The sequence below is a fragment of the Nocardia sp. NPDC004260 genome (assembly GCF_053603155.1).
Genome location: NZ_JBSGEZ010000061.1, coordinates 1 through 12,336 on the forward strand (window position 1 = coordinate 1; position 12,336 = coordinate 12,336).

Sequence of the window (12,336 nt, forward strand, 5' to 3'; positions counted from 1 at the left end):
AAAACACCCAGCAACCAGAAGCCATCCAAACCCCCCGGGCCACGACCCCGCCGAACAGGATAAAAACCCAGCTCAGAGGTTAAAACTCAAGCTAGCCCCTGTCGTGGTGAACACACGCCCGGGAGCGCTCTAGTCTGGAGTCCGATCGCGGCGGGCAGCGCCGCCGAGCCTCAGGAGGAGTCCCATGAACGCCACGCTGTCACGGACCGGCCGAACCGGCCTCGGGATCGCGATGGTCGCCATGGCGCTCGCGGGCTGCACCGACATCGAACGCGCGCTCAACCGCGGCGGCGACACCCCGTGCAGCGAGTACATCAAGCAGGACCAGGACACCAAGCGCACGACGATCACCAAGTTCGTCAAGCAACAGAGCAAGGACGACCGCGAGCCGGCGGGGACCGTGGTGGACGCGACGATGGTCTCGGTCGACTTGCTGTGCGGCGCTCAGGCCAATGCCGACACACCGATCAAGAACGCCGACGTCGCAGGCATTTTCATCCGGAAGTGACCGCTCAGCGCGGCGGATGGGCGGCAAGCCAGTCCGCCGCCCGCTTACGCGAGGCCCGGGCCAGCCAGGCGTCCTGGATGACTTCGGTGAGCTCCCGACGGCTCAGTTCGCCGAGGTCCGCCGCGCGCACCAGGACCGACGGATGCCCGTCGAAATGCCGCGTGGTGAAGAACGGCGAGTCCGGGTCCTGGACCAGCGCCTGTTTGTCCGACTCCGACGGCACCCAGATCACGATCACATCGGCATAGCGCTCGCCGGTCGCCGGGTCGACCGCGTCCGGACGTGGATTGCGGAAGAACACGAACGATTTCCCCCCGACCTGGTAGATCGCGTTGCCGCGCGGTCCGTCGACGCGCGTCACATGGGGCATGCCCGAGGCCACGGCGTGCACGTCGGCGAGGCGTGCACGTGGAGTACCGGTCGCCATGCCAGCAGCTTATGGCGTGACCGGCCGGTAGGGCTCGAACAGTTCGCCACCGTCACCGGCGTCCGCCAGAATGAGAGTGCGAATACGAGCTCACACGACGATGGGTCTTGCACGTGGCGCGGTTCCGCACCCTCACGCAACAGCGGGTCCAACTGGAAAGAGAATGGGAGCGTTGGGCGACGGCTCCGCGGGCGACACCGGCGCCACGGAACACCGTCCTGCGCAAAGAAGTAGCGCAATCCTGGCGACGGTCGTTGCACACGGTCGATCCGGGCACCACCGGCGCACCGGGAGTGGACGACATCGGCGATCGCTGGGCCGCTTCCCCGTTGCGCGATCCGGTGACGGCGCTGGCGGGTGAACTGCGCGCCGTCACCGAGGACTCCGGTTATCTGGCCGTGGTCACCGACAGCGCGGGCACCGTCCTGTGGTCCTGCGGTGACCGCACCCTGCGCAGGCAGGCCGAGCAGGTCAATCTCGCACCCGGCGGCTGCTGGGACGAAAGCCATATGGGCACCAACGGCGTCGCCCTCGCCCTGCACACCGATCGCCCTGCCTCCGTGTTCTCCGCCGAGCACTTGGTCGCCGCCCTGCACGGCTGGGTCTGCTATTCCGCACCGATCCACGGCCCCGACGGCAGGCAGGTCGGTGCGCTGGATCTGTCCAGTTCCTGGGACCGTTCCCATCCCGCGGTGCGGACCTCGGTGCGCGCGCTGGTGACGGCGGTGGAGACGATGTTGCGCACGGCCGCGCCCCTGCCCGAGCCGGGAATCCGGCTGGAATGCCTCGGCGCCGCGCGACTGGTGCGCGACGGCGTGCCGCTGCCCCTGCCCCCTCGGCAATTGGAGATCCTCGCGCTGCTGGCGCTCCAGCCGGACGGCTTCTCCCCGGAGCAATTGCACGCCGCCCTCTACGGCGACCGCGCGGTTTCCATCAGCACGCTGAAAGCCGACGTCTCGCATCTGCGCCGCGCGATAGGCGGCGAGATCAGCAATCGCCGTTATGCCCTCACCGGTCCGGTGTCCTGCGACGCCGTCGACCTGCTCGCCGCCGTCACCGCGGGCGACACCACCTCGGCGGTCTGGCTGTACCGGGGGCCACTGCTGCCCGGATCGGAAGCGCCCGCCGTGCTGCAGTGGCGTGATCATCTCGACGTGGGTGTGCGCACCGCCGTGCTGGCCGGGGACCGCGCCGAGCACGCGGTGGCGTTCGGCGAACGCGTGCCCCGTGACATCGCGGTGCACGAGCACGCGCTGCGGTTGCTGCCGCCCGACGACGTGCGCCGCGCCCTGGTCGCGGCTCGGCTGCATACCGCGTTGCGCGACTGAGAATTTCCCACCAACCTCGCACCAACCTCGGCGGACCATAGTGGGTCGGTCCGAGATATCTGCGAGGAATCATGAGCTACACCAGACCGGGGGCCGGACTCCGGCATCGCCGACTACCCGACGTCCGGCTCCGTCGTCCACGCGGTGCGGCGGCGCACCGAACGCATCGGGTGGACATCACCGATCGCGCCAGGGCCGTGCTGCGCCACGTGATCGACCAGCACGGGGCCGTGCTGCTGCACCAGTCCGGCGGACACCACGACAGCGGCTCGCCGCGCTGTCTGCCTATCCGGGAGTCCCGGATCGGCGGCGAGGACGTTCTGCTGGGAAGCCTTCCCTGGCACACCGAATTGTGGATCAGCGGGGAGCAATACGAGCACTTGAAGCACGCCCACCTCACCGTGGACGTGGCCGACGAGCCCGGCGGCGGCCTCACCGACGCACTCGAGGACATGCGTTTCGTCATCAGATCACGGCTGCTCACCGACGAAGAAGCAGCGGCGATGGCGGCGGGCGGGCCGCCGCGCACCGGAGCCGACCGGTTGGCGTGACCCCTGCACGACCGAACCGGCGGGTCGTCCGTCCGGGTGGGCACGACCACCCGGACGGACGTCGTGTCTCAGCGCCCGGGCAGGAAACGCAGACTCCGGGCCACCGTCATCAGGAACGGCTGCCACTTGCCCTTGGGGAACAGTTTCGGCGCGTCGAGGTTCATGAAACGGGTGACCACGATCGACTGCGGCTCGGTGAATTTGAGCAGGCCGTCCGGCCCGTGGCGGCGCCCCACACCGGAGATGCCCATACCGCCCATCGGCGCCCCGGTGGTGCCCCATGCCGGCGCGTAGCCCTCGTCCACACAGACCGTGCCCGCGTGCAGCCGCGCCGCGATCCGCTCGCCTTCGGACTTGCTTCCCGCCCACACCGAGGCGTTGAGACCGTAGGCGGTGTCATTGGCCAGGCGCACGGCCTCCTCGACATCGTCGACCGGATAGATCGAGACCAGCGGTCCGAAGGTTTCGTCGCGGCCGCATTCCATCTCGTCGGTGACTTCGCCGAGGACGGTCGGCTCGAAGAACAGCGGACCCAGATCCGGGCGGGCCTTTCCGCCGGTGAGGACCTTCGCTCCCTTGGAGGTTGCGTCCGCGACGTGCTTGGAGACCGTCTCCAGTTGCGCTTCGGAGATGAGGCTGCCGATGTCGGTCGAATAGTCGTAGGCCGCACCGAGTCTGGCGGCGTTCGTGGCGGCGACGAATTTTTCGGTGAACGCCGCGGCGACCTGACGCTCGACATAGAGCCGCTCGATCGAGATGCACAACTGCCCGGCGTTGGAGAAGCAGGCGCGCACGGCCGCCCGCGCGGCCTTGTCCAGGTCGGCGCCCGCGGCCACGATCATCGGATTCTTCCCGCCGAGTTCGGCGGAGAAGCCGATCAGCCTGCGGCCGCACTGTTCGGCCAGGGTGCGGCCGGTCGCCGACGACCCGGTGAACATCAAGTAGTCGCAGGCCTCGACGATCGCGGTGCCGACGACGCCGCCCGGCCCGGGGACGACCGCGAGCAGCTCCCGAGGCAGACCGGCCCGGTAGAGCAATTCCGCACCGGCCAGTGTGGAGAACGGAGTCTGGCTGTCGGGTTTGACCACCACCGCGTTGCCCGCGATGAGCGCCGGTATGGAATCGCCGATCGACAGCAGCAACGGGTAGTTCCACGGAGCGATGACGCCGACCACGCCTTTGGGCTGGTACCGCACGGAGGCGCGGTTGAGCACGGGAAAGGCGCCCGGTACCCGGTGGCCGCCCAGCAGGCTCGGTGCGATCCTGGCGAAATAGCGGGCCGCGAACATCAGGCCCATGATCTCTTCCTGGGCCGCCCAGCGCGCTTTGCCGGTCTCGGCCTGCACGACGTCCATCAGGAATTCACGGTGCTCAACCACCAGCGCGCGGTAACGGTCCAGCACGGCGGCGCGTTCGGCCACCGGCTTGGCCGCCCAGCTCCGCTGCGCGGCCCTCGCCTTGTCGAAGGCGGCGGCGACATCGGCCGCCGTGCCGACCGGCACGCTGCCCAGCGGCTTCCCGGTGAAGGTCTCGGCGATCGTCCTGCGCTGACGATCTGCGGGCGCCTCGATCGCGGCCAGCGCGCTGAGGCGGTCGAATATATCGGCTTCCGGCGCGGGCATCGTTGCCTCCTACTTGTGAGTAACCGAGGGATACGGACAATCTACGCCGCGTCCGGGGGTGCCATGAACCGGCCACGGGAGGATTTCGGGCGGATCGGGCCCCGGCCGGCCGCGCAGGTGAACCGCGCCGGTCGCCATTGCCTCCCAGTTATGCGCTCCGGCAATAATTTTCGGTAGATCGCCGCCCGATCACGCGGAAGCGTGTCAGGTCAAATCCAGTCCCGCTCACCGGGACAGGACGCCCGGATCGCCGGGTTCGTGGATTACGTTGTGCCGATGTTCAGAGCGAGGCTCGGGGTCCGCACCCGGATTCTGGCGATCGCGCTCATTCCGAGCCTGACTCTGCTTGTCGTCGGCGTGGGCGCTGCGAGCTATCTGGTCGCGGAAGGAACCAAGGCCAAGGACTGGGCCGCCGAGAACCAGAAGGCCATCCCCTCCACCAGGGAATTGATGGAAGCGGTTCAGCAGGAACGCTACTTGACCCTCGCGCAGCTGAGCGGCGACCCCACGGCGGCAGTCCCGCTCGGCGCCGCGCGGATGCGGCTGGACGGTGCGCTGCGCGGCTTGGTCCAGGACTCCGAGGGCCTCCGCGGCATCGACGACTCCAAGCTCGGCGACAACGTCGCCAACTTCACCACCCTCACGCAGAACATGACCGCCGTGCGTTCCGGCGTCGACGCCGCGGCGCTGCCGCCCTCGGACGCGTACATGTTCTTCAACCGCCTGCTCGACGTGATCTCCGTCGGCACCAAAGTCGCCGAGCAGACCGCCCCGTACACCGAGATCGGCGTGCGGATTGCCACCGGCATGCGCCTGTTCAACGCTAACGAGGCAATGGCGCGCAGCAACGCGCTCGGCGGCATGTACGTCGACGGCGCCACCGCGCCACCGGCCATTCCCGCCGAGGAGTACGTCCGTCAGGTCGGCTTCTACCACACCGAGATCGCCGCGCTCAGCGCGGAACTGCAGGGCGCCGAACAGCACCAACTGCAGACGCTGACCGCAAGCCCGGCCTGGCAGCAGCTCACCGCGATGGAGAACGCCATCGCCCAGCGCGCCGTGACTGCGCCCGCGCCGACCGGCTCGAGCACATCCGGCAGCGGTACGCGTTCATCGAGTCCGCCGCCGCTGCCACTGAACACGCAGGAATGGCACAGCGCCGCCGCCGAGGTCAACCGCGGCCTGATGGATGCCTGGACCGCGCACAACCGGGCATCGCAGAAACTCGCGGAGGACAAGGCGGCCGCGGCGGCGACCAGATCCGCGTTCGCGGGCGGCGGCGTGCTGGTGGTCAGCGTGCTGGCGTTCCTCATCGCCGTGGTGATCGCCAATCGGGTCATCCGCCGGTTGAAGCGGCTGCGTGGTCAAACGCTGGCCCTGGCCGACGAGCGGCTGCCGGAGATGATGCGCAGGCTGCGCGACGGAGAGACCGTCGATCCCGCGGCCGAATCCCCGAATCTGGACTACGGCAGCGACGAGATCGGCCAGGTGGCCAAGGCTTTCCAGCACGCGCATTCCGCGGCCGTCTCCGCGGCGGTAGCCGAATCTCGTACCAGGGAAGGTGTCAAAGCGGTGTTCTTGAAGATCGCGCACCGCAGCCAGATCGTCGTGCACCGGCAACTGGAGATCCTCGACGAAGCCGAGCAGCAGCAGGAGGACCCGATACTGCTCGACACCTTGTTCCGCCTCGATCATCTCGCGACCAGGGAGCGGCGCAACGCCGAGAACCTCACCATCCTCGGCGGCGGCAAGCCGGGCAGGCAGTGGCGCAATCCCGTGCCGCTGGTCGATCTGGTGCGCAGTGCTGTCGGTGAGACCCTCGACTACGCGCGGGTCCGGGTGGCGCGGTTGCCCGAGGTTCGTGTGCTCGGCACGGTGGTCGCCGACCTCATCCACCTGCTCGCGGAGCTGGTGGACAACGCGACCTCCTTCTCCCCGCCGCAGTCGCGGGTCGAGGTGACCGGCAACGTGGTCGGCAAGGGCGTGGTGGTCGAGATCGGCGACCAGGGCATGGGCATGTCCGAAGCCGAGCTGACCAAGATGAACGAGATGCTGCGCAACCCGCCGGATTTCGGCGTGGCGGCGCTCTCGGCGGACTCCCGGCTCGGGCTGTTCGTGGTCGCGCAGCTGGCTACGCGCCACGGCATCGCGGTGCGGCTGTCGGACTCCGACTACGGCGGTATCAAGGCCATCGTGCTCATTCCGACCGCGCTGATCGCGACGGACCCCGTCGCACCGCAGACACCGGCGGAACTCACCGATCCCGGCAGCCGACGCAAACTCGTCGCCGGTGCCGCGGTCGCGGCGGACACCGGGACGTTCGCGCAGGCGGCATCGCCGGTGGCGACCCTTTCCGCCGAACCCGCCGCACCCCCGCGCTACGGACCGCGCCCGTACACCGAGGCGCCGACGCAAGCGGGTCCGGACGGCCGTCCGGCGTTGCCCCGCCGGAGCCGACAGACCAACCTCGCACCGCAATTGGCGCAGCCGGTCCAGGAGCAGGCCGCACCCGCGCAGCCACCCCGCTCCGCCGAGCAAGCCCGTGACCTGATGTCCGCCATCGAGAACGGGACCAGGCAGGGCCGTCGCGCTGCCGTCTCCGACGAACAGGAAGGCTAGGTGTGTCCGCTTCTCCCGCAGGTGATCTCAATTGGCTGCTCGACGATCTCGTCGATCGGCTGGCCGGCGTGCGCCACGCGGTGGTGCTGTCCACCGACGGGCTGCTACTGGGCCGCTCCAGCGGAATGAACCGCGAGGACGCCGAACACTTCGGCGCGATGTCCTCGGCGCTCTACGGGCTGGCGCGCAGCGCGGGCAACCGATTCGACGGCGGCGGGGTGCGCCAGGCGGTCATCGAACTAGACCGCGCGGTGCTGTTCGTGACCTCCGCGGGCGACAACGCCTGCCTGGCACTGCAGGCCGCCGAATCGGCCAATCTCGGCATGGTGGCCTACGAGATGAACCTGACCGTCCAGCGCGTAGGCAACTACCTGTCCACAACTGCGCGCCAAGACCTCGTCGGACATGTCGAATAGCCACCGCCATGACCAATCCGCGTGAGCCCTGGTTCGACGAGGCGGCCGGTCCGCTGGTGCGTCCCTACGCGCTCACGCGCGGGCGCACCAGCGGCGCCGGACCCGAGCTGGATATGCTCACCACCGTGGTCGCGGACACCTCCGCGTCCGCACTGCGACGCAGTGAACCCGAGTACGCCGAAATCCTTCGGCTGTCCCGGGTCTCGCAGACCGTCGCCGAACTCTCCGCACAGTTGCGTTTGCCGCTGGCGGTGACGAAGATCCTCGTCGGTGACCTGATCGGCGACGGGCAATTGATCTTCCGTGCTCCCGTTCCGACGGAGGCCGGACCCGATGACCTCAACATATTGCGAGCGGTACTGGATGGAATCCGAAAACTTTGACCCGAGCGGCACACCGCAACTGGCCGCCTCGGTCAAGATCCTCATCGCCGGCGGGTTCGGCGTCGGCAAGACCACGATGGTCTACGCGATCAGCGAAGTCCCGCCACTGCGCACCGAGGAACTGATCACCGAGGTGAGCACCGGCATCGACGATCTGTCGGGCGTCGAGCAGAAGTCCACGACCACGGTCGCCTTGGACTTCGGCAGGCTCACCATCGACCGTGACCTGGTGCTCTACCTGTTCGGCACGCCCGGCCAGGACCGGTTCTGGTTCCTGTGGGACGAACTCGCGCGCGGCGCGCTCGGCGCGGTCGTGCTGGCCGACACCCGCAGACTGGGCAACTCCTTCGCCGCCGTGGATTTCTTCGAGCGGCGTGGTCTGCCGTTCATGGTGGGCGTCAACTGCTTCGACGGCGCACCGCGATACACCATCGACGAGGTGCGTGACGCCCTCGACCTCGACACGGTCACCCCCGTCATGCTCTGCGACGCCCGCGACCGCAGCTCTTGCAAAGACGTCCTGCTCACCCTCGTCGAGCATCTGATCCAGCGGGCACAGCGCGCACACGCCACCACCTGATCGCGCCGCGTGTTCACACGCGGTGCACTCCCTCGGCGACTGAAACCCCGAGAGTTCGGGGCTCACACCTGCCGCAGCCAGGCGACGAACAGCAGCGCGCCACCGGCGACGAGCACGACCGCCGCCGGAGCGGGCCATCGCGGCCCGTTCCGGCCGAGCAAACCGCGGGTCAGCCGCAATTGGAACGCGCCGAGCCCAGCCAGGGCCAACAACCACACCGGCAGCAACCCGACACCGAGCGCCGCGTGCACCGCCCACGCCCCCGCCAATGTCGGGCCGCCCCAGGAATCCTCGAGATCATCGCTCGCGACGAGCGGATAGCAGACTCCGCGGAACGCGCCCAGGGCCGCGAGGAACGCCAGGAACCACGTCACCAGGCCCACCCCGCCACTGAGCACCGAGTGCGACACCGACCGGAGAGCCGAGAATTTATGCGGCAGAACGGATTCGCCGAGCATTCGCCGCGGCACGCGCAGTCGGGTGGGAATTCGCCGCGCAGCCGAGGGCAGGGCGCGCAGTGCGTAGGCTGCGTAGCGCAGAAGCGGCCGAAACCAGGACATATCGCCGACGGTAGCGCTGTTCTGCCCGCGATTCACCGCAGCAGGCCCGCGTGCACGAGATCGTCGAACAGCAACTGATCGACCAGGGGGACGAGGGCGCGGTCGGCATAGGAGAACCACGCGACCTCTTCGATCTCGCTGCTGGCGGCCAGCGTTCCACGATAATCCGCGGTGTAGCAACTCATCCGCACCAGCGCGCCGTCCGTCGGGCCGTGCACCGCCTCGTAGGTGCCGACATGCGCGGCGGTCTCCGGCAGCAGGGCGACGGTGAGTTCCTCCTCGATCTCGCGGAGCAGTGTCTGCAGGTCGGTTTCGGCGCCCTCGCGCTTGCCGCCCGGGATGTAGAAGACGCCTTTGCCACGCGGTCTGGCGCAGAGAATGCGTCCCTCCTCGATGCGCACCCACGCCACCGTGTCGATCAGTTGCCGCACTCGCCCGTCCGCCACCGCCGCAGCCTATCGCCGCGCGGCGGTGAACGCGGAACCGGCCGCACCCGCCTCAGCGCGAAGGCAGGAGGGAGGAATCCTTGGCGCCGGGGCCGAGAACGGGACACAGGTCGCGTGGGGCGATGTGCTCACCGCACTCGGAGCACACCGGTTCGACGGTCGCGAGGTTCCCGCACGTGGTGTGTACGGTCTGCACCGGCGGGCCGTCCGGGGCAGCCCATTCGTCGCCCCACTGACGCATCGCGGTGACGACAAGCCACAGCGAACGGCCTTTCGGGGTGAGCCGGTAGTCGTAGCGAACCGGATTGTCCTGGTAGGGCTCTCTGGTCAGTACCCCGTGCTCGATCAGATGCTCGAGACGCTGGGTGAGCACGTTGCGGGCGATGCCGAGACGGGCGCGGAAGTCGTCGAAGCGCGTCACGCCGAACAGAGCGTCGCGCACGATCAACAGCGTCCACCACTCTCCGACCACCTCGAGGCACTGGGCCAGCGAGCAGTTCATGTCCTCGAAGCTCGTCCTGCGCATATCCGCCAGCATAGTCGGTTGCTTCATAGAACTCACTCCCTTATGGTGCGTTGCATGAAACAACTCACTAAGCGGACACTCGCCGAGGAGTTCGCGCTCACCGAGACCGGCGCCGCCGGGTGGCAGGCGCGCGTCGACCGGTCCTGGCGCGGCTGGACCGGCCCGCACGGCGGCGTGATCGCGGCACTGCTGATCGAGGTGGCTCGCGCGGCCGCCGCGGAACCGCTGCCGGTGCGGGCCGTGGACCTCCGGTTCCTGGGCCGCCCCACCCACGAAGTGCTCACCTTCCATGCGATCGAACGCGCCGTCGGCCGCAGCACCGTCGTGGTCGAGGTGGGCGCCGACCAGGACGGCAGCCCGGTCGCGGGGGCGTCCGTCACGCTCGGTCGCGCCGTGGCGTCGGGCGTCGCGTATTACGCCGGCGCGCCCGCGCCGCGAGTGCCCGATCCCGATTCCTGTGCGCACTTCGCCCTCCCGCCCGAAATCGTGCCGGCGGCAGCTCATTTCGACATCCGTCCCGCAGCCGGGCCGCTGCCGCTGACCGGTGCGGACGAACCGATGATGTGCGCGTGGATCGAACTCGTCCCTGAGTTGCCCACCGATGCCGCGGCCCTCGCGATCCTCGCCGATGCCCTGCCGCCCGCCGTCTTTCCCACACTGCGCGCGCCCGTCGCGATTCCCACCGTGGCGTTGTCGATGCATCTGCACGACGTGCCGACCGAGGGCTCGCCGGTGCTGGTGCGTACGGTGAACGCCTCGACCGGCGGCGGCTGGTCGGTGGACGACACCGCGATCTGGGATCGAAGCGGCCTGCTGCTCGCCTCGGCCCGCCAGACCCGCCGCGTGCTCGGCTGAACGGAGACGATCGTGCATTCTCCGTCCACGCCGCCCAACCGGGCCACCGACTTCCGGGTCGTGCTCGCCGTCGTCTCCCTCGGCGTCCTGCTGTCGAGCCTGGACCTGTTCATCGTCAACGTCGCCCTGCCGGACATGGCCGCCGACCTCGGCGGAGCGCAGATCTCGGGACTGTCCTGGGTGCTCAACGCCTACGCGATCGTGTTCGCCGCGCTGCTGGTCCCGGCGGGACGACTGGGCGACCGTCGCAGCATCCGGACCACCTTCCTGCTCGGGCTGGTGGTCTTCGTCGTCGGCTCGGCACTGTGCGCCACCGCCTGGGACGTCGGGTCGCTGGTGCTGTTCCGCGTGCTCCAGGCCGTCGGCGGCGCGCTGCTGACGCCCGCCTCGCTCGGCTTGGTGCTCGCGGCCAGCCCGCCATCGCGCCGCGCCGCCGCCGTGCGGCTGTGGGTCGCCTTCGGCGGGCTCGGCGCGGCGCTCGGCCCGGTCCTCGGCGGCCTTATCGTCGAATTCGGCTGGCGCTGGGTATTTCTGGTGAATGTGCCGATCGGTCTTGCCGCCGTGGTGGTCGGACTGCGGACGCTGCCCGATCCCGAGGGCGACGGCGGGCGGTTGCCCGACCTGCTGGGTGCGGCGCTATTGGTCGGCGCGATCGCGAGCCTGGTGCTCGCGCTGGTCAAGGGCGAGGACTGGGGCTGGTCGTCGGGGCGGGTGCTGGTCGCGTTCGCGCTGGCGGCGACCCTGACGGTGGCGTTCGTCGTCTCCTCGGCCCGGCACCACAGCCCGGTGGTGGATCCGGCGCTGCTGCGCGCGCCCAACTTCGCCTGGATGACCGGCAACGCGGTGTTGTTCAACGTGGCCTTCGGCGCGATGCTGCTGTCGGTGGTGCTGTGGGCGCAGAACGTCTGGGATTGGTCGGCGTTGCGCACCGGACTGGCCATCGCGCCCGGCCCGCTGATGGTGCCGGTGGTCGCCGCCCTGGCGGGACGGCTGATCGGCCGGATCGGGGCCGGGCCGGTCATCGCCGCGGGCGGGATCGTGTTCGGCGCGGGCATGCTGTGGTGGGCGCGGGCGATCACCTTGACGCCCGACTATGTCGGTGGCCTGCTCGGCGGCATGGTGGTCAGCGGCATCGGCGTCGGCCTCACCCTGCCGACCGCCTTCGCCGCGGGCACCGGCGGACTGCCGCCGCAGCGGTTCGCCACCGGATCGGCCGTGCTGAGCATGGCGCGCCAGCTCGGTCTCGCCGTCGGCGTCGCGGGCCTGGTCGCGGTGCTCGGCTCACCCACAAGCCCGGAGGCGACACTCGACGCGTTCCGGCACGGGTGGTACGCGACGGCCGTGGTCGCGGTCCTCGCGGGCCTGATCGGCGCGGCCGCGCGTATGCCGAAACCCACTGTGTCACAACCAGATTCGGCTATCCAGTCGGCCGTCGTCTGATCCGGATCCACGCCCCCGGCCCGTGCGTGACACTCCGCTCGGCAGCGCCGATTCGACAGCGCGGGTCGCGCCGCC

General features: G+C 69.4%; 14 protein-coding genes. 9 read left to right on the top strand and 5 right to left on the bottom strand.

Annotated features, from left to right (window positions below; genetic code table 11):
• Positions 1-184: 184 nt before the first annotated feature.
• Positions 185-508 (top strand): hypothetical protein, encoded by a 324-nt coding sequence (locus tag ACWEO7_RS28740; RefSeq protein WP_355073951.1) that lies wholly within the window; start codon positions 185-187, stop codon positions 506-508.
• A gap of 4 nt (positions 509-512) precedes the next feature.
• On the opposite strand, the gene ACWEO7_RS28745 is transcribed toward ACWEO7_RS28740, so the two are convergent.
• Positions 513-935, bottom strand: coding sequence for an MmcQ/YjbR family DNA-binding protein (locus ACWEO7_RS28745; RefSeq protein ID WP_452427810.1), 423 nt, complete (start codon positions 933-935; stop codon positions 513-515).
• A gap of 113 nt (positions 936-1,048) precedes the next feature.
• Here ACWEO7_RS28745 and ACWEO7_RS28750 point away from each other — a divergent pair, with 113 nt between their 5' ends.
• Entirely contained in the window at positions 1,049-2,263 is a 1,215-nt protein-coding gene (locus ACWEO7_RS28750; protein WP_452427812.1) for a transcriptional regulator, read from the top strand.
• 71 nt (positions 2,264-2,334) lie between these two features.
• Positions 2,335-2,814, top strand: coding sequence for a DUF779 domain-containing protein (locus ACWEO7_RS28755; protein ID WP_450017008.1), 480 nt, complete (start codon positions 2,335-2,337; stop codon positions 2,812-2,814).
• 68 nt (positions 2,815-2,882) lie between these two features.
• Here ACWEO7_RS28755 and ACWEO7_RS28760 read toward each other — a convergent pair whose 3' ends face one another.
• Positions 2,883-4,436, bottom strand: coding sequence for a succinic semialdehyde dehydrogenase (locus ACWEO7_RS28760; protein ID WP_452427814.1), 1,554 nt, complete (start codon positions 4,434-4,436; stop codon positions 2,883-2,885).
• A gap of 276 nt (positions 4,437-4,712) precedes the next feature.
• Here ACWEO7_RS28760 and ACWEO7_RS28765 point away from each other — a divergent pair, with 276 nt between their 5' ends.
• From ACWEO7_RS28765 to ACWEO7_RS28780, 4 genes are read left to right on the top strand one after another with little or no spacing between them, the layout of a single operon-like run.
• Complete coding sequence (locus ACWEO7_RS28765; RefSeq protein WP_452427816.1) at positions 4,713-7,055, top strand: nitrate- and nitrite sensing domain-containing protein; 2,343 nt, start codon at positions 4,713-4,715, stop codon at positions 7,053-7,055.
• 2 nt (positions 7,056-7,057) lie between these two features.
• Positions 7,058-7,471 (top strand): roadblock/LC7 domain-containing protein, encoded by a 414-nt coding sequence (locus ACWEO7_RS28770; RefSeq protein WP_452427818.1) that lies wholly within the window; start codon positions 7,058-7,060, stop codon positions 7,469-7,471.
• A gap of 8 nt (positions 7,472-7,479) precedes the next feature.
• Complete coding sequence (locus ACWEO7_RS28775) at positions 7,480-7,854, top strand: DUF742 domain-containing protein (RefSeq protein WP_355073960.1); 375 nt, start codon at positions 7,480-7,482, stop codon at positions 7,852-7,854.
• Positions 7,835-8,434 carry a GTP-binding protein gene (locus ACWEO7_RS28780; protein WP_450017001.1) on the top strand — a complete coding sequence of 200 codons (600 nt, stop codon included), beginning with the start codon at positions 7,835-7,837 and terminating at the stop codon, positions 8,432-8,434. The genes ACWEO7_RS28775 and ACWEO7_RS28780 overlap by 20 nt, the downstream gene beginning before the upstream one ends.
• Positions 8,435-8,496: 62 nt before the next feature.
• On the opposite strand, the gene ACWEO7_RS28785 is transcribed toward ACWEO7_RS28780, so the two are convergent.
• The 3 genes from ACWEO7_RS28785 to ACWEO7_RS28795 are packed head-to-tail and all read right to left on the bottom strand — an operon-like array spanning position 8,497 to position 9,966.
• The gene (locus tag ACWEO7_RS28785) at positions 8,497-8,994 is read right to left on the bottom strand and encodes a hypothetical protein (RefSeq protein ID WP_452427820.1); all 498 of its coding nucleotides are present in this window, start codon (positions 8,992-8,994) and stop codon (positions 8,497-8,499) included.
• A gap of 32 nt (positions 8,995-9,026) precedes the next feature.
• On the bottom strand, positions 9,027-9,440 hold the full coding sequence (locus ACWEO7_RS28790; RefSeq protein ID WP_452427822.1) for an NUDIX hydrolase: 414 nt from the start codon (positions 9,438-9,440) through the stop codon (positions 9,027-9,029).
• Between the two features lie 52 nt (positions 9,441-9,492).
• Positions 9,493-9,966: a winged helix-turn-helix transcriptional regulator gene (locus ACWEO7_RS28795; RefSeq protein ID WP_452427871.1), complete on the bottom strand. Its 474-nt coding sequence runs from the start codon at positions 9,964-9,966 to the stop codon at positions 9,493-9,495.
• Positions 9,967-10,020: 54 nt separating this feature from the next.
• Between ACWEO7_RS28795 and ACWEO7_RS28800 the strand changes: the two genes are divergently transcribed.
• Complete coding sequence (locus tag ACWEO7_RS28800; protein ID WP_452427824.1) at positions 10,021-10,821, top strand: thioesterase family protein; 801 nt, start codon at positions 10,021-10,023, stop codon at positions 10,819-10,821.
• Positions 10,822-10,833: 12 nt separating this feature from the next.
• Positions 10,834-12,261 (top strand): MFS transporter, encoded by a 1,428-nt coding sequence (locus tag ACWEO7_RS28805; protein WP_452427826.1) that lies wholly within the window; start codon positions 10,834-10,836, stop codon positions 12,259-12,261.
• The last annotated feature ends 75 nt before the right edge of the window (positions 12,262-12,336 follow it).

Excerpts from the sequence above, each read along its gene's own strand:
- ACWEO7_RS28740 (WP_355073951.1), top strand. The coding sequence starts at position 185 with ATGAACGCCACGCTGTCACGGACCGGCCGAACCGGCCTCGGGATCGCG.
- ACWEO7_RS28745 (WP_452427810.1), bottom strand. The coding sequence starts at position 935 with ATGGCGACCGGTACTCCACGTGCACGCCTCGCCGACGTGCACGCCGTG.
- ACWEO7_RS28755 (WP_450017008.1), top strand. The coding sequence starts at position 2,335 with ATGAGCTACACCAGACCGGGGGCCGGACTCCGGCATCGCCGACTACCC.
- ACWEO7_RS28760 (WP_452427814.1), bottom strand. The coding sequence starts at position 4,436 with ATGCCCGCGCCGGAAGCCGATATATTCGACCGCCTCAGCGCGCTGGCC.
- ACWEO7_RS28765 (WP_452427816.1), top strand. The coding sequence starts at position 4,713 with ATGTTCAGAGCGAGGCTCGGGGTCCGCACCCGGATTCTGGCGATCGCG.
- ACWEO7_RS28775 (WP_355073960.1), top strand. The coding sequence starts at position 7,480 with ATGACCAATCCGCGTGAGCCCTGGTTCGACGAGGCGGCCGGTCCGCTG.
- ACWEO7_RS28780 (WP_450017001.1), top strand. The coding sequence starts at position 7,835 with ATGGAATCCGAAAACTTTGACCCGAGCGGCACACCGCAACTGGCCGCC.
- ACWEO7_RS28785 (WP_452427820.1), bottom strand. The coding sequence starts at position 8,994 with ATGTCCTGGTTTCGGCCGCTTCTGCGCTACGCAGCCTACGCACTGCGC.
- ACWEO7_RS28795 (WP_452427871.1), bottom strand. The coding sequence starts at position 9,966 with ATGCGCAGGACGAGCTTCGAGGACATGAACTGCTCGCTGGCCCAGTGC.
- ACWEO7_RS28800 (WP_452427824.1), top strand. The coding sequence starts at position 10,021 with ATGAAACAACTCACTAAGCGGACACTCGCCGAGGAGTTCGCGCTCACC.